General features: G+C 54.0%; 7 protein-coding genes. 6 read left to right on the top strand and 1 reads right to left on the bottom strand.

From position 1 onward, the window contains the following. Nucleotides 1-153: 153 nt before the first annotated feature. Nucleotides 154-594, top strand: a complete 441-nt coding sequence (locus tag CKW21_RS12915) for a hypothetical protein (protein WP_095194349.1) — start codon at nt 154-156, stop codon at nt 592-594. Between the two features lie 146 nt (nt 595-740). Here the strand turns inward: CKW21_RS12915 and CKW21_RS12910 are convergent, their stop codons facing one another. Then, nucleotides 741-1229, bottom strand: coding sequence for a phenylacetaldoxime dehydratase family protein (locus CKW21_RS12910; protein ID WP_256590216.1), 489 nt, complete (start codon nt 1227-1229; stop codon nt 741-743). A 39-nt stretch (nt 1230-1268) separates the two neighbouring features. On the opposite strand from CKW21_RS12910, the gene CKW21_RS12905 reads away from it, so the two are divergent. From CKW21_RS12905 to CKW21_RS12885, 5 genes are all read left to right on the top strand, one after another. Next, nucleotides 1269-2318, top strand: a complete 1050-nt coding sequence (locus CKW21_RS12905) for a hypothetical protein (RefSeq protein ID WP_141232957.1) — start codon at nt 1269-1271, stop codon at nt 2316-2318. A gap of 578 nt (nt 2319-2896) precedes the next feature. Beyond that, nucleotides 2897-9175, top strand: a complete 6279-nt coding sequence (locus tag CKW21_RS12900) for a hypothetical protein (RefSeq protein WP_095194363.1) — start codon at nt 2897-2899, stop codon at nt 9173-9175. Between the two features lie 2 nt (nt 9176-9177). Further along, nucleotides 9178-11955: a hypothetical protein gene (locus CKW21_RS12895; protein ID WP_095194346.1), complete on the top strand. Its 2778-nt coding sequence runs from the start codon at nt 9178-9180 to the stop codon at nt 11953-11955. A 9-nt stretch (nt 11956-11964) separates the two neighbouring features. After that, the gene (locus CKW21_RS12890; protein ID WP_256590210.1) at nt 11965-15525 is read left to right on the top strand and encodes a helicase-related protein; all 3561 of its coding nucleotides are present in this window, start codon (nt 11965-11967) and stop codon (nt 15523-15525) included. A 10-nt stretch (nt 15526-15535) separates the two neighbouring features. Continuing rightward, a complete protein-coding gene (locus CKW21_RS12885; protein ID WP_095194345.1) occupies nt 15536-17578 on the top strand; it encodes a hypothetical protein in 2043 nt (680 codons plus the stop codon). The last annotated feature ends 43 nt before the right edge of the window (nt 17579-17621 follow it).

Genomic DNA, 17621 nt, shown 5'->3' with positions numbered 1-17621 from the left:
GTAGGAACGGCGTTGTGGCTGCATGAAAGACCCGCTTAAAAGGCTAGAAATGGTGTCCACTTAAATTTAAGTGCACACCATGTCCTGCCTTTTCAGGGCGGGCTAGATGACTTTGCCGGACGCATACCTCGCATTGATGACTTCTACTACAAGATGTCTGCTCTATGGTTCTTCGGTGAAAATGGCAGCCGGTTTCAAGGTAAAGGTTGGGAGCGCAAGGGGCGAAACAGCGATTTTCGCGAGCTTTCAAAAAGTCTTGTCCGCGTGATCGATGCTCCTTTTGCCGCCCGAGATAGGATAGTGATCCAAGAGATAAACCGTCTTACGGTCATGAGGAATCCGACTAGGGGTGCGCTGTTTTCCGAGATGCTTTGCCAGTTGTTCCCAAACTACTATTACGTTCTTAATCGCCCAGTTCTCGACTGGTTCGCCAGCTTGGATATTGCATTTCCGCGAGGGCTCAGTAAGGGCGAGCGATACGTTAATAGAGCTCGCCTGCTGCGCGCTGCTCTCAAGCGTGCAGATGATTACCCGGCAGAAAATCTGGCGGAGCTGGATTGCCTCATCTGGTTCGCTAGTACCTTGAGCGCCTAAAAGCAGTCAGTACAAATATCACCCAAGCGCATGGTCTCCATTCACGCTGGCGGCCATATAGCATTTTCACTGAGTGATCATCTCTCCGTGCGCAATAGTGGCTCCCGATCGGCTATTGGTTTTGTGACGGCACAACGCACGTAACCTCAAGATCCCAGTAACCCACTGCCCGGGTGGCAATTGATGTACTCGAAACACTGGGCATCGGCAGGGATCACTGACACCTCATGGTACAAACGCAGTGCGATCTGGAACTCAAGTGTTCGCACGTAGCGCATAAAGCCGCCGAAGATTGCCAGGTGAGTTGGGTGAGTTTTGGCCCATGCCTCCAGATGAGCCAACTCATCGAAATGAGCAAGCCCGAAACTCTTTTCCAACGGTTCTCCGGTCGTGGTGTCCAGCACACTCATGAAACGGCAGGAGAGACACCCAAGCGACCGTCCCTGATCCCGCAAGTAAGTCATGCCCTCCTCCAACACCGGCTGGATGTCGTGAAGATAGAGGTTACGTTCCTTGTCACGTGTGGCCGCCCAGTCCTGGCCGGAGCGCATCAGACAAAGGTTTTGACGACCGGCAAGACGCACACGGGAAGTGTCGTCATTGCTGGCAGCAGCTTCAGGTTTATGTCCCTGCAGCAGTTAGGCGATTACTGTTCTCAATTTGCCTGATCCTGTTTGCTCTCGTGGCGCGCAGCAGGCCTTCTTGATCATCCTTTTGTACTCGTTCAGAGCAACGTTTACATCGGAGAAACCAGCACGCTTTGTAGTCGTGATTCGCAGACAATCAGCCTGGTGTGGACACTTAATGCTGATGGAAAAAGTAAGGTAACCAAGACTGCGTCGCACCACTTGCGCCACAATGGCTGGCGCAAGCCAAGCGTGCTAATGCATCATCAGTTGATCGATACCCATTTTGGATGGCTCTCCTGTATGAAGACGGATCTCAATCATCAGTTAATCGTCGTTTCTGAAGAAGGGGAGCAAGGCCGGGAAGGCTCGGTAGCACGCAGCCTACGTAAAACCCGAGAAATGTTCTTCAACGAAAAGTATCCATGGAACCGGGGAAGCGCTTTAGTATTCCGGACAGTAGAAAAAGTAGCCAACTCGATTCAATCTGTGCCTGACGAAATCGCAATAATTTCGACAGAGGCATCGGCTTTGTTCTCCTTCCCCCCAGGACATCCAAGACGAAAACTGGTTTACGCCCGGCACCCCTCCTCCTCGACCCTTTACTATCCAGTTGCCAGTTTTCATCGAAAAGCCTTCGAACATAAATTCGCCGAGGCCATTCGCCTGCTTATATCCTTAGGCGCCAAAAAAATAAGAGTCGAGCACGAAAAAGGATGGGGGCGTGGCTTTGGTGTTGATTTTTCAGCGAGCGTACCCGAGGCAAACGCGCAAGGTTCGGCAGACTTTTCATCCTCAAATAAGGCCGATGACCGCCTTCTGTTTGTGGCCACGTTGAAGGGGCACGCCGCGCCAAAAATCCCCGATAATCTTGTGTGGTTTCCTCACGAGTCCGTGTGGCAGCAAATTGCCAGAGATCGAATCGACTGCGGACTTGAGGACTTCGATCTGACAATTAGTTATTCGGATGATTTTGGCGTGAACGCCAAACTCATCGCGAGTCTGACCAAAGGATCATTCGAATTGGGAGGGACATTCGAGGAGCACGAAAGCACGACTTGGCGTATCACCGGAGAGTTTAGTCAACCTCTCGATTAAATCGTCTCTAGCTCTCAGGTTCATCCCTCCAGCATTGGCTGTTCATGTCTGCTGAAAATAACCGCTTGGCCGGTCTCTGCCGGTCACGGCGGCTGAGCTCGGCGAAAGGCGCTCTTCTAATGTCTAACGACTCAGGGATAAATCACGGCTCTAGAAATCACGGACGAATGACCCACTGTCTGGCTAGCCGGAAAACTCCTAGTGTAGTAGCTTTGGGCTACTACGCTTCGCCATTCAAACTGCCGCGCAGGCAGCGTGGAATGCCTCCTTCCGATGGGATGTTTTACCCGTTTGGAGAGAGGTTTGCTCTGGCGAGCTTTCCCCACCTAGTCTGATATGGATATCAAATGCCAAATCTGATTTGCATCGATGTAGTCGACCAATCTCTTATTGAGCAATTTTCTGCCGATGGGGTCGGTTTTCCAGACCACACCATGTTATGTCCCGAAACTGGTGTGCTCGATACTTCCGTGTTGGAACGGATGATCGGCATGTCCAGGGCTCTTCGCCGAATCGAGCAGGCGAAAGTGAAACCCGGATTCCGAGTGATGGACTTTCAAAAGACCTCCATTGGTCGTCTGAAGCTGCTACTGAAGGACTTGTTCAATGTCCAGCAGCGCTTGCTCAAAAAGTCGAAAAGAATTGACGGATACCGCAGCTGGGAACGAGTCGTCATGAACGACATAGACCCGACATGGCACGAACTCAAAGGCACAGTGGCCCAGCGTTTCGGTGAGATGACCCAGGAAGACCAGGACACTTTGAGCACCATGCTCGAAAAACGGCTTGATTGGGTTGATAACGGGAAGAACTGGGAAACCGGACTAAAGGACTTCATTAAGAGTCGCACGTACGTCGATCAGTTTGGTGGGATGGTGGGCATCCTGCTTGATCGATTGGCGAGCTGGAACGAGCTCGACAACGAAGAGCGTCGAACGTTGGCAGATGGCGTCTATGCCATGGCCACGCCTTTCGGCAACGAGCTTCTGGGTATTTTCTTGACGTGCCAACCTGAGCTGATGGGGTACTACTCCACGATGCTGGAGAACGAGAGGAAGGCTAGACGAGTTGGCTTGATCGACTCGGCAGACCAGCCAGGTCAGACAGCGTCACCCGTCGAGCAGCCGACAGTATCTACTACCCCCGCCGCACCCTTGAGCCTCTATGCCCTCTATGCAGAGCTGTACCAGTTAGCCGAGCAGGCAAAAACTGATTCAGGGAACCTTCACTATGCTGAGCAAATTGAGGCGCTGGTCTCATCAAACCTTCCTCGTCTGAAAGAGGAATACTCACTCAGCGATGATACGGTTCGCAAAATACTTGGCGAGTGTATCGACGTTCTGATCAAGATTGGTCGTGAGCTGTCACTGCAGAATTTCGATGACGAAGAGTTTCTAATGGCTTTTAAAACAGCCTGGCTGGAGTTCTTCAACGAACGTTTGCAGGATGAGGTACCGGAAACCTTCTTGGCTGATTTGACCGAAGAGCGTGAAGTAGAATCGGTCGAACTCAAGACCCGTCTTGAGCAAGCTCAAGCGCATTGCGTCCAAATCGAGAACGACCTGGCTGGTTTCAACGAGAAACTCAAGGTTGCCAACTTTCGTGAAAAAGGCGAATTGCGCAGTAGCATTACCGAGGCAGAAGAGTCTCGCGTCAAGAGCAATAGGCTGCACCAAGAGGTGGAACAGCAAGGATGTGACCTGTTGTTACCACCCGGGTACCGGCTTGATTCACTCTCGGCAGACGGCCAAGAAATCGATCTGACACCGGAGGCTTATCACCCGTCAACCAAGGCTGCCTTTACGGCCTGGTCACGAACGTCATCTGCTGATCTGACTACTCCGCCCCTTCCCGATCCTCTTGATACACAAAGTAAAACCCTTGTCGATGATAGATCGCCGGCCTCTGTGGTTGATTTGGATGCGGATGAAGCTGACGCAGGCGATGAAGAGCCTCTGACCGTTGACGAGCCACAACAAATGGCTGCTCCCGAGGCAGCCCCAGAGCCAGCGCCTCTTCCCGAGCCTGAAATCAACGTAGCGCTTGAGCCCGCCGTCAACTTTGTTGATCCGGTTGAGAGGCAAGACGCCGCTTCAGATCCGAATCTCACCAGTATCGAGAATGATGTAGCTGATGAGTCAACTATGCAGGAAGCGTCGGAAGATGAAGTCAAGGTTTCTCGATTCTTCAACAAGCCAAAGGAAGCCCTAGAGCGGCTGGAGCATTGTCAGCAGACGATGGATGTCGTTCCCGCGATTGCAGTAGAAAACATCGCATTGCTTTGGTTGAAACGCGGGCAGCTTCCACTGGCCAGCAAGACGCTGGAAATTGCAGGTCGAATGGGCCTTGCGGGGGATCTGTTGTCGCTGCCACTGGTTCAGGCGGCATACCATGGCATGCACGTTTGGCGTGGTGACTCTGCGACCGTAACCCGGGTTCAGCAGAACCTGCATCAGCTGTCCTCGGAGATCATTGAAAGCTGGATTTATCGACGCCCAGGTGGACGTGTTGTTCCCTACCTGGTGTTCGCCGCCACACTTCAGCCCACATTGTTCTTCGGAATGATGACCAACGCGCCACGCTTGCTCGGCTCTGTCCTCGGCAACTTCGATGGCCCGGTGTCCCGGTTGATCGAAGAAGTGGTCAGTTTCTCCAGCCACAATACTCGTCTGGATGTAGATACCCTGCGTGAGCAACCCACAAGCAACGACAAAGAGGCGCGTGAAAAACTCGCCGCCCGTCTTGTTGAGTGGCAAGACCGTATCCTGAACAAGCAGACCGGCTGGGCTCCTGCCCGCAAAGCGATGAAAGAATGCTTGGCACGCGAAGACTTTGATCTCACCTACGAAAGCATCATCAAAGACGATGCTTCACGGATAGATGAGGTGCGTGCGTTTGCCGATCTGTATCGAGACAAGGATGAGCAGTCTCGGCTGATGACGGCTGAAATTCACAAGATGATGAACGAAAGTACCTCCGCTCCGCAGATCGAAGGCAATGCTAAAAATTGGTTCCTACGGTCAATCGACGAGATCGTAGACGTCGCCGATCGGTGGGTCGAAGGCCACAGCCTGCTGGGTCAACGCACAAGCGAAGTCAGTAAGTTCGCCCCCCGTTTCCTCACGATGCTCACGGCGGCTTCCGTGCACCTGGAGCAGCGCCTCCAGAACACCGAAGACCCAGAACAGCAAGCTGGCTTACTGCTCGCCATCAGTGTGCTCCAACGCATCAATAAAGTGGCAGAGCGGCATGAGGAAACGATTTGGGAGATTTCCCGAATTAATGGCTGGCTTCAGTGGCCTTCGGAATGGCTGGCCACATCATCAGACGATGATCCTCATCATCAACTGGCCATCCTAACGAACCAGCTTGAAAAGGGCGTGAGCGACCTGGAGCTTGCAGACCAAGCGCTGGAACGTAAAAACTTCCGTCACGCGCTGCTTCTGACGCTCAACCATGAAGATGTCTCCAAGGGTTCGATGGCGGAGAACATCGAGGCGATCAAGCGCTTGTTCTTGGAAGAAATTCGCCAATGCAACCTGCGAAGCGACCAGATAAGGGGGTTGCTGGATAACGCGAACATTGCCTCGCTGATCGACGATGAACGACATTACCAACTGCGTGGCGAGCTTGAGCACCTTCAGGATCAACTCAAAAGCCTCAAGGCGCTGGATGACATTGGTGAGATCCACCACAGCTTGGACGCTCTTGAATCAAGTATCGTAACCAAGTTCACGACCAAGAAACAGGAGCTTGAAGCATCCCTGGATGCACTGGTCAACCAAGCTTTGGTTGATCGCGGGGTGGATTGGGTACCCGCTACGTGGCAGGAGCAGATCCGTTCGGCGCTCAATACACATGACACGACTGTCGCAGAGGAGATGCTTGAACATCTCAAGCATTCGTTGGACAAGGGCGAGGCGCTGCAAAGCGATACCGAATCCGGCACTGAATTGCTCAAGCGCTTTCTTCTGCTTGAGCCTCAGCTTCACTCAATATTGAGTCAGAACCGCAATCCTCGTGAAGTGATCCGTCATCTTTCTAGCGCAAGCTTGAACGGTTTGTCTTTGGACACCTTGCCGACCTACTTCAAACTGGCCATCGAGGATTTGATCAGCCTGCGCCGCCGCGTCAAGTCGTTAGACAAAGCGACCTACGAAGAGCTGGTGCGCATTTTGTGTGCCTTAGGGCTTGAGGCCGTGACCCCCTCCTTCAGTAATGCGACTTCGCAGCGCACGTCTTTCTACTCACGAAGCCATATTGCCCACCTCACCCTGAACGTGAAACGGCGTGACACGGGACGAGGGATTGTGTTCTTCAGCCAAAAATCAGAAGAGCAGGCCATCAATGTATTGATTGCCAACGGCGAATGGACGCTCACCGAGCTTCGCATACTGCTGACTGAGCAGACCCAGTTTCTACATGACCGTACGGTTCTGATATCGGCGAAAGAGCTTTCGAACGATGAACGCAACGAGTTGGCCAAGTTCTCAAAACAGCTCAAGCATGCGCTGCTCCATGTCGATCCCGTCCTTATGACCATGCTGGCCGGTCTCGGTGTTTCGGATCATCAACGGCTCAAGACCTTCTTGCAACTGAGCTTGCCATGGACGTTCAGCAATCCGTACACCGGCAACCAGATGCAGCCGGCGCCGCCGGAAATGCGCTATGGACGCCAAAACGACATTAAGTCGCTGACCACCATGCGTAACGGCGCAGCCATGATCTTTGGTGGACGGCAGTTGGGTAAAACGACATTGCTCAAGGAAACACAGCGTTGGTTCCACAACCCTGAGCAACGCCACCATGCCTTCTTGTACCAAATGGATGGAGACCTGGATCGCGCTAACCTCTCTGGTAATGAGCTGGAAAAACACCGAAATCGGGTTTGGCAGATGATTCACCACGCCGCCGTAACGAGCGGCTTGGTCAAAAACTCGTACCCCTCAGACGCTGACGGGATGGTCGATGATCTGCGGGATTACTTCTCCAAAGACAACCCAGACGCGCTCATGGTTTGCTTGGACGAAATCGATCCGATTCTGGGACTCGATGCTGCCAACGGCTTCCGCATTTTCCGTGAGCTCAGTGGCTTGGTGAACAACAGTAATGGTCGGTTCAAGGTCGTAATTGCAGGTCTGGAAAACGTACGCCGGTTCGCTGACGCCGCGAACTACCCGCTGCATCAGCTCGGCAGTGCAATCCAGGTCTCGATCATGAGCCCAGCAGAGGCGCTTCAGCTCATTCGCGAGCCACTGGGGCATCTGGGTTATGAGTTCGATTCCCCCTTGCTTATGAACAGGATTCTTGTCGAGACAAACCGCCATCCCGGCTTGATTCACATTGTCTGCCATGAACTGATCCAGACCCTCAACGCGCGTCACAACCGGCGCGTGGGCTCGGTCACCATCACAGCCGACGACATTGAACAGATTCGAAAGGATCCGAACATTCGTCAGCTCATTTGCGACCGCTTTGACATCACGCTGAACCTCGACCTGCGTTACAAGCTGATTGCCTACAGCCTGATCTCGCAAAGCACCAGTAGCTTTTCTCCAAGCCGCGCGAAACTCATTGTCCAGGAATGGGCTCCGCATATCTTCGAGCCGATGACCGATGCGCAGTTTGAAGCGTTCCTCGATGAGCTGTGCGGCCTCGGCGTACTTCAGTACATGCGACGCACCGAAGGAGGCAAGGAATACGCTCTGCGCAACGCCAACATCATGAACTTGGTTGGTGGCCAGCAAAACATTGAAGACAAACTGTTGGCTGCGGTAGATGCGATCAATGAGAACGACCCGTTGTCCGCACACGCCTACCCGGTTAACGCTCCGCGCCCTTCCCCGCTCACGTTGCGAGACGAGAAATTGCTTATCAGCGAAGAGGTGCGTGAAAAGCCTACGTTCGGCGCCATTGAGGCACGCTCATCGAACTACTCCGTAGGCATCATCACAGGGTCTGAGGCCTTGGGGCTGGATCCTCAATGGATGCTTGAGTCTCTCCTGGCGATTGGGGAAGAAGAGCCTGCCCTGACCACCAACCAGTACTCGGGCCGTTACGTCCCAGCTCACAAAAGAGACACCGATCTTGGCTCCGCCAGTGAGTTCAAGAAACTGCTGGTCGACAGCGTCATTGGAGTCCAGTCGCTTCGCAAGAACATCATGTTCTTCGTTGAGATCACAGGGGAGCAACCGATAAGTACGACGTTGGATCTACTCGACGTTGCGCATGAAGCACGACTCAATACTAACGCCAAACGCAACCGTGTTCGGGTCATTTTCCTCATGTCGCCGCGTGCCCTTTGGCAGTGGGAGTCGAACCCACAGCTCACCCAAGGTCGAGAAACCATGCAGCCCTTCATCGCCTTGGATGTCTGGAAAAAGACCGCACTTGCTCACCTGCTGAACAGGCTCAACCTGGAAAACACCTCAACATCGACCAACACCTTGGAAAGCTATAGCCAGGGGTGGTATTTCTCCTTGGACAGGCTACTGGCCGCCAAGAATAAGAAATCTGAAGTGGTCAAGGTGAGCGGCTTCGGTGCGGCCTACACCTCTGTGCTTCAAGCCAAGCCCAAGAGCATGGAAGAGTTTCTCGGCAAGACCGGCGTGACCGCTGTGAGCTGGGGGCGACAAGTGCTAAGTGCGCTCTGCGAGCAAGAGCGTTTCGATGAAGAAGATATTGAGCTGCAGCTCATGGATGACTATGGGGATGTCGATCCACTACAGGCGCTTCGTTGGTTGACGCGCTTGCGCTTGATCGTTCCTTGCAGAGTAGGGAAGAAAAACTGCTATCGCATTTCTGAAAGTATCAAGGCTGCCCTGCTCAGTAAGGCGCCACAAGAGGCCAAGGCCTGATCATGTCCCAGCAAATAACAAGTCAATCTGGCTGGGTGCAGGTGATGCAAGGTGCGTGGGGGGCAGTTCCCGCTAGTGAACTGCTCCACTCCAACTCAGAAGCGTGGTCATCGATCAATTTGACCGCTCCTGATGTTGCCGAATGCACCAGTTTCGCGGTGGCGGGACGGGCTCTGAAATACGGTCAGTCAGTGGCGATTGCGCTGCCATTGATGGGTGGGGAAGGAATCACCCGACTGATGGTATATCTGCAGCGGATCCGGCTGGATTCACTGCAAGGGGGGATACGTTCGCCTTGGCTGAATCCGGGCAACATGGAGCAGTGTCCGGACATCGTATTCATCTCCCGGCCCCGTAACGGCTTCCACGATCTTTCGCGCGTGAAGGCCTTGCGTGCTCGCGTGCTGCGAGCATCTGACCTCAAGCGCAACAAGGCATCTGCTTCCCAAACGCTGATTGTGGATGGCTCCTCGGACGTGATGGAGCTGGTTGAAGCGATCAGCAAAGCAAGCAAGCCTTTCGTTCTGGTCATAGATGGCACGCTTGGAGGAAATGAAAACTTCGCAGCCGTGGATAGCGCACTGTCAGAGAGCTTCCCTGAGGTGCCTCGAATCACGTTGCTCTCGCTGGGTGACAGCGAATCTCTGGACAGGATGCGCTCGAACGGTACTCGCAGTCATCTATGGGTGATGCGGCTCGGCGATACAGCTGCACTGACTTCACCTGCAGGATCCGACTCTCGGTTCAAGCTGACGGTGATCCAGGATCGAAGGGCCAGTTCTGAGCTTGGACTGATCGCTGACCGATTCTTCGGTTTACGACGCGAGCTGGATCGGAAGGATTTCGTGCTGAAGGAACGCCTGGCCATCATCGGTAAGGTCTTTCGCAGCCTCAACGAATTGTCTCTCCCCCTTCCTTATTTGGAGACGACATTACAGGCAGCGACCCGCCCGGGTCTTTTCCCAATTCGTTGCCTTGAGCGATGGTTGCAAATTGCCGACAAAGGAAGCTGTCTGTTCGGTGAGTCAGATGTGGCTTCGCGTAATTTGATCCAGCAGCTGAGGGACTGGCATCAATTGCTTATGGAATCCATCACTGGCAAAGCGGGATGGCTGCTCAAACACCTCAAGGATTCATGCACGAACAAGACTGATACGTTGGTGCTGTGTGGCAGCCCCCATGAAGTAGCAGCTCTGGAACACTGGTTCGACAATGAACTCAACGAAGGCTGGAACGAGACCATTCAAATCACCGCAATGGATGGCGTGAAAGCCTATCGACAGTTCTCCGGGGTAGTCGAAGAAGTCGTCATTGTGGGAATGCTTTGGCCTAATCGGCAGCACTGGTTAGCAACGCCATGTCGCCGTCTGACCATTCCAGCCTACGAATACGAAAAGCCCTTCGTAGAGCGCATGCTCCATTTATGGTGGTCTAAGCATGGTGTTCAAAGTCGTGTCGATGGCGACAAGCTGACTCACTGGCAGCTCTGCTGGAATGATCGTCGATGCGACGATGTCGATACACTTCTGCCGTCCTTAGCTCTGGAAACGTTCACCCATCCTGATTGCAGTCTGTATCCGGCGAAAGAACGTGCTGTCTCTATCCCGTTGGCAGCGGAGTTCAATAATTGGCTGGATCTGCTGATGGAGCAGCCCGCAGAACCTATGGCCTCCGTGCAAAGCGGCGAGGCCTTAGTTCAGGATCTTGTCTGGATCTGCCTCGAAGAGGCGAAGGCAGAGTTGCCTTGGAGCAAGACCCGTCCGGTGCTCGTGCTGCGAGAGGAAGAAATTCACCCGACGCCTGCCGATGAGCTGACTGCAGGTGATCAGATCATCCTGCTCCGACACACCGATGAGCGTATCGCGACTCAAGAAAAGCTCTTCGAGATGGTGGCTCTTTCAGAGGGCATGCAGCAGTTCCTCAGAGCCGCCAACCGCTGGAGAACGATGGTCGATACCGTCTCCGCACAGCTGACGGTCGCCCAGGTGCAAATCCAGTTGCGCAAGGAAAAGGTGAGTGTGTGCGATGCAACGGTGGGCAGTTGGTATCGTCACAAGGTATATGGCCCCCGTGACCGAGCGGCGGTCACCGTGTTTGCTCGTCTTTCCGGTGCCAAAAATCCCGAGAGAGCGGCACTCTACGTAGCCAATGCCATCGAGCAGATACGAATCGCCCATCAACAGATTGGCAACCAGCTTCGCCGAGCCATTCTGGAAAGAGCTGCAGGTGCTACCACCGTCGAGATAGGCCAGTTGACGATAGACGGATGGGCCTTCGACGACATGATCGAAGTATCGGTGGTGAAGTCGATCCGGACAGCCCCCAAGCAGGTCATTTCTTCGAAAGAGGAAGGCTTGATCGACATCGTCAATGGGGTTGCGGACACACATCCTGGGCGTATCCACATGACCAACCCGGCTCTCAAGTCCCTGCGCGACTCGGTGTACCGTGACCATGGAAAATTCCGGGCTTGCCTGTCACTGATGGCCACAAAGTTATACGACCATTACAGTGAGAAAGCGGGTCGACTCCATGACGTGCTTAAGCTTTTTAAGCTGGAGAGCATCGACTTCGAACCCAAAATGTCCCCAGTGACAATGGGTATGTACGCAGACAACCGCAAATACAAGGGTAAGCCCGCGAACATGAACAGGCACTTCTGCCTTGGGAACGCCCGCGATCCCTCACGCACATTGCGTATTCACTTCGACTGGGATGCAGATGACAAGGTACTCGTCATCCATCACGCCGGCAAACATCTGGAAACCACACAATCTTAAGGACGAACCATGGCTCTCAACTACCGAGAAGAAATGGGCCTGACGGCTGCATTTCTTGAAGAGATGCGCCTGCGGCTGAGTGACAAGGACGTGGATGTACTGCCACAAGACGGCAAACTGTATGACGGCATCGAACCCAATCGCATCAGCCTGGTTGGCTGCCTGGGCGCAGCGCCCGACCCCGCCTATACAGGCCCACAACCTCCAAACTCAATCGGCATCGTGCTCTTGGTCTCTCCCGATAAGGACGGTTGGATCAAATGTGAGCTAAGTGGTCAATTCGATGTCGTGCATCGCTACATTCCTGATTTATGCAGCGTAGAAGAAAACCTGGTGCTTGATGCCGGTTCGCCAAAAAGGGGCCAAATCCTGCCCATAGCGTACAAGCGCTACACGGTGTGTTTCTCATCAATCATGCTTGATCTTGCCCCCCACAAGCCCAACGAGTGGGTCTCAGGGAAAGCTGCGATCGAAGCTGTGCTGAAGGCGGAACAACAACGATGGATTAGCGATCCTCGGGTCATGCGGCGCTGTCACACGAATGCGAATGGCAACGCGAAATTCGGTTACAACTGGAGCGACACTGCTCTGGCCGATCAGACGAGCCTCAACCGCACCGTTCATGAGCAGATCGTCAGCGACCAAAATACGCTCCTCAACTATGCGATAAACCTGCGTGCACGCCTTCGCCCTACCCCGTCAGCATTCGGTACGAACGCCCAAGGTAGCTTCCTGCTAGAAGTTTTTTTGGAAAACCAGACGACCACCGACCATGCCCGAGTCTTTGGCGTCGACTCCCCATACCTATTGGATGCCCGCCTGGTCACCAAACTCGTTGCTGGCGAGAACTATAAGGTGCCACATCGTCTGCAGCCGGAAGAATACCGCTACCGCGATAATGACGGCCTTCCTGGCTACGGCATCAGCTGTGCGGTCGTTGAGGTAGAAAATAAGCTGTTCATGACGGATGGAATGCCTACCTACGCTCAGCCCCGGGTTGACGCTCCATCGCCTGCTGAAGTCGGAATGGACTCAGCCCCGAGCTATGACATGCTTGCCCGCGATCCACTCCTGGTTTGCGACAGCTTCCTGAAAACGCAAGAGCGCTACCTCGGCGAATGGGCAAGTCGTATCAGTGCATTGGAATCAGCAGGGCTGATGGCAGATAAGGATGTTGCTATTGCTGACCGCAATGCCTTTCAGGAGGAAACCAGCCGGATTCGCGACGGTGTTGAGCTTCTGCGCAAACATGACGACCTGCGTCAATGTTTCCAATGGATGAACGAAGCAATGGGCGCCGCCATCAAGATTCAGGGGAAAAGGTTTACCGGATGGCACTTGTTCCAACTCGGTTTCATTCTCTCGCAGATACGATCGATCTACGAACGGCATGCCACCTCGGCTGAACTTCGAGGCAGCATGGAAACAGCAGACGTACTATGGTTCGCCACGGGCGGCGGCAAAACCGAGGCTTACCTCGGTATCATCAGCATGGCGTTGCTTTATGGTCGGCTTAAGGGACGCGATTACGGCACGACTGCCTGGCTCAGATTTCCATTGCGGATGTTGTCCGTTCAGCAATTCCAGCGGCTTTCCTTTGTGCTCGCCCAGACCAACATCTTGCGTCACCGTGAGCGTCTTGGCGGATGGCCATTCACGATTGGCTATTACACAGGTGAAGGCACGCCAAACCGGGTCAGCAGCACTTATGGCGAAGACGTCCAGAAAGGCTTCCTGCCATCTTTCAGCGACGAGCGCCTTAAGTCCTACCAGTTCATCTCCGATTGCCCTTATTGCGGAACCGCCGGCTCCATCAGCGTTGCGACCGATATGGCTCGCGCGCGCATCAAGCATGTATGTAGCAACCCCGAATGCTGGTCGAACTGCGAAGCCGATCCAGGAGAACATGGACAGGGTATCCAGGGGGAGATTGGTATCTACGTCTCAGACGAAGAATGCTACCGGTATCTGCCTTCTGTGCTTGTGGGCACAGTGGATAAGCTCGCCGTCATAGGCCATAACCATCGTTTTGTGAACTTCTTTGGCGAGGCGCGTTACTTCTGCCCTGAGCACGGCTTCTCTCAAAGATCCAAATGTGAACATCGTCGCATCGAGCAACGAAGCGAGAAATGGGAGGCCCTCGACTGCGGTAACAATACCCGCACTAGCGTGGTCAGAGTGGTACCCACCTCCCCTATGAAAGACCCAGGTTTCTCGCTGCTGGTTCAGGATGAGCTGCACTTGCTTCGCGAATCCCTCGGCAACTTTGACGCTCATTACGAGACCTTGCTCAGCACCCTGCAAATCAGTCACGGCGGGCGTGCGCCCAAAGTGCTCTCGGCAACAGCCACCATCAAGGATTTCGAAGATCACATCCATCACCTGTACCTGCGCAACGCCGTTCGCTTCCCTGCCCCCGGCGTCAACCAGGGCGAGTCCTTCTATGCTCGCAAAGCGAAGGATGACGAGACAGGCTCACACCTGATTCGTCGCTGGTTTGCAGGGATTCTCCCCATCGGTCGTGGCCGTGTTGCCATGAAAGCGGTGGCGGAAGCCAGTTCTCGCTTCCTGGATCAGGTAGATGACTGGCGAGGCAAGCTTGCAAACGGTGACGCACAACTGCTCAAGGCAATCGGCATAACCAATGGCCAGAATCAGGAAGCCCTTCGTTACATCGAGAAAAACCTGAACACCGACCTGGTGTATGCCAACAGCAAACGCAGCATCACCGAAATCATGCGATACATGGAGGAGGTCAACAGCAAGACCAATTTGGAGCGTAAAGCTCGGTTGCTGGATGGCGAAACCCGCCTGGACATGATCCTCGACGCAATTCGCCATGTCGAAACCAAGGATGCTGATGACACCTGCCGACACATCATTGCCACCAGCGTTGTGTCGCACGGAGTCGACATCGCGGAATTAAACTTCATGATCGTCGCAGGCTGGCCAAAATCGACGGCGGAATACATCCAGGCCTCCGCTCGAAGTGGCCGCGTTCATCCGGGCATCGTGCTCTGCGTGCTTTCATCACATCAGCTGTTTGAGTCTGGTGTTTTCATGAACTTCGGCGACTACCACACGTTCCTTGATCGCCTGGTTGACTCGGTTCCGATCAACAGATTCGCTCCTAACATCATCGACCGCACGCTACCCGGGGTCATGTCGGCAGTACTGCTCAACTGGGCCCCGCAGCAAAGATGGGGAGGCGACCTGAGCCACAGGGTGACCGACCTTGTCACGCTACTGCGAAGCGACATGGGAAAGGCCGCTGCAGCAGAAATCAAAACTGTCGTGATCAATGCGCTGCGCATCCCGGCAGCGCTGAGCAATACGTTTGACTCGCGAGTGATCGCCGGGTTTGACACCGCATTGATGACCCGTGTCGACAACGCGTTTTTTGAATTAGAGCGGTGGCCGGGAAGCAAGAACGAACAGACGTTGAGCGAAGCACTGGGTGACATCTTCGGGTATGCCCCCTTCCGCTCGTTTCGCGACATCGAGAACCAGATTGTGATCAAGCCAGTCAACAGTGCGGCTGATCAAGTATTCATGGCAATAGCCAGGTGAGGAAGGAAAAATGGACAAGGAATATGTGAGTCGCAGCCGCCTTTTCAGGGAAGCCTTCCTCCCTGGAGCCTACATGCGCCTTCGCAACCAAGCGTACGGTCGAGTTATGGGTATTCTCAACAATAGTGGTTCAGCGCTGGAAGGGGTTGATAAGCAACAGCTGCGCGAAGCTGTCCTGACATTCGTACATGACTGGGAAAGCGCCGGTGGCGAGGTCGACCCAACTTTTTTGACCGCCGCAGAAAAGAAGCGTCTGGAAATCCAATCTCCATCTGAAATTTTTGTCTCCCCTGCACCACTTATTCTCACCTGCAGGCGTTGCAAAGTGCTTGATTTTTACGACGCCCGCGAGCCAGATGACCGGACGCTTTCCAAAATGCAGTCCCGGATCAGAGAGCACAATGGCAGGAGCTTCATCCCTTGCAAACGCAGAGGTTGCTCGGGAGAAATGATCCAGCTTCCTTACGTTTCGGTACATCGGTGCGGTTACGCAAGCCCCGTCCACATTCCGCACCCCGCTCGTCGATCCACCAGCATCGGCTACCGAGATGCCGGTTCGTTCTTCCACTCATCGTTTTTTGATGTGGAAACCGGCGATAAGCTGTCGGGCTCATATCAGGACGAGTGCCCCGCGTGCAGTGCTTTGTTTGGTGCCGAAATTCAAAAGCGTGGAACACCACTCACCAGCGGTGAGTCTTTCTACGCCCAGAGTACCCAGTACATTGCGCTGAGCGAAGACAGGGGCAAGCTCATTGCCAGCCTCTTGCAGTGCTTGCAAGGATCAAGCGAAAGTGCCGAGGGCATGGCTCAAGACGTTGCCGAAGGTATAGCGCTCGCTTTGCTGAAAAAGATATCTGGCCGTGAGCTGGAACAAAAACTTTCCATGTTGCTCTCGGCAAATATTAGCGATGCAAACGAACAGGCCGCCCTGCGTACGCAGTTGGAGAGAAAAAGACTCAGCATCGCGAAATATGAAGTAATGGCCGAGGATGACGAAGATTTGGCCCAGATGCTTGATTCAACGCGAAAAGAGGTAACCACGATCGAGGCAAAGCTCGCGACATCAACCGGCTGTTTCAGTGCCATACGCAATTTGATTCCAGAACTCAGCACCCTGATCGAACTGGTCAGCAATCGGCGCACGCTCGAAGCCGTTTTCTTGCCCCACGATGTCCAGGGCAGAACGATCGAGCAGGAGATCGAAGAAACCACAGATATCGCGCAAAAAGACGTGCTTGCCGGTCAGTGGCAGAGTGTACAGGAACGCTATGGGATCGATTCGATCACGCACATCCCTGACCTTCGAGTGGTCTTGGCCACGCTGGGGTACACACGGGAAAGAAGCGCCCCTTCAATCAACCCTGACGCTCCTCCTGTAGTGCTCAACGCCTTTGCTGATCGCGTCGATGAGGGCATGAAAGGCAAAACGTCCATCTACGCGATGTCGGCGAAAACAGAGGCTCTATGGATTCGACTGGATCCTCGCAAGGTGCTTCGTTGGTGTATCGATTCGGCGTACCTCGAATCGCCTGATGAAGAGGTACTCAATGACAAAGCCCGCAGTCATGCGTACCTGTTGAGCCACTACCACGTCCTGGCTATGCATCCTGGCAGAGCAGCGAGGGAAATCCCGGCGCGCAATCCCGAAGAAGGTGCCCCTTTCAACCTGCTGCATTCGATCAGCCATGCGCTCATGCTCACTGCGCGCCGCCATACTGGGTATGACTCCAAGAGTATTCAGGAATACCTGATACCGATGGATTTGTCGGTCATCCTCTATGTGTCGTCCGTCCAGAATTATACCGCCGGCGGGTTGCTGACGTTATTCCAGCACTATCTCCTGCCCTGGTTTGATGACGCCAGCATGTTCGCCTTCAACTGCGCATTCGACCCCATATGCACGGATGTCGGTAATTCCTGCAGTGGCTGCGTGCAGATTGAAATTGGCTGCGAAACCTTCAACCAAGGACTGTCTAGGGCTTACATTCATGGCGGCCCAGCCAATCGCGAGTGCTCGCTGACCATCAAGAAAGGCTTTTGGGATAGGTCGTAGTAATACCCTGCTGGGCAGGCACGCTTGAATTTTTACTCTTAAG

This window comes from Pseudomonas sp. Irchel 3A7 (genome assembly GCF_900187565.1).
GTDB lineage: Bacteria > Pseudomonadota > Gammaproteobacteria > Pseudomonadales > Pseudomonadaceae > Aquipseudomonas.
This window is presented reverse-complemented; position numbering and strand designations above follow the sequence as displayed.

Bases quoted from the DNA above. Each gene is read 5' to 3' on its own strand.
- CKW21_RS12915 (WP_095194349.1), top strand. From the start codon at position 154: ATGTCTGCTCTATGGTTCTTCGGTGAAAATGGCAGCCGGTTTCAAGGT.
- CKW21_RS12895 (WP_095194346.1), top strand. From the start codon at position 9,178: ATGTCCCAGCAAATAACAAGTCAATCTGGCTGGGTGCAGGTGATGCAA.
- CKW21_RS12890 (WP_256590210.1), top strand. From the start codon at position 11,965: ATGGCTCTCAACTACCGAGAAGAAATGGGCCTGACGGCTGCATTTCTT.
- CKW21_RS12885 (WP_095194345.1), top strand. From the start codon at position 15,536: ATGGACAAGGAATATGTGAGTCGCAGCCGCCTTTTCAGGGAAGCCTTC.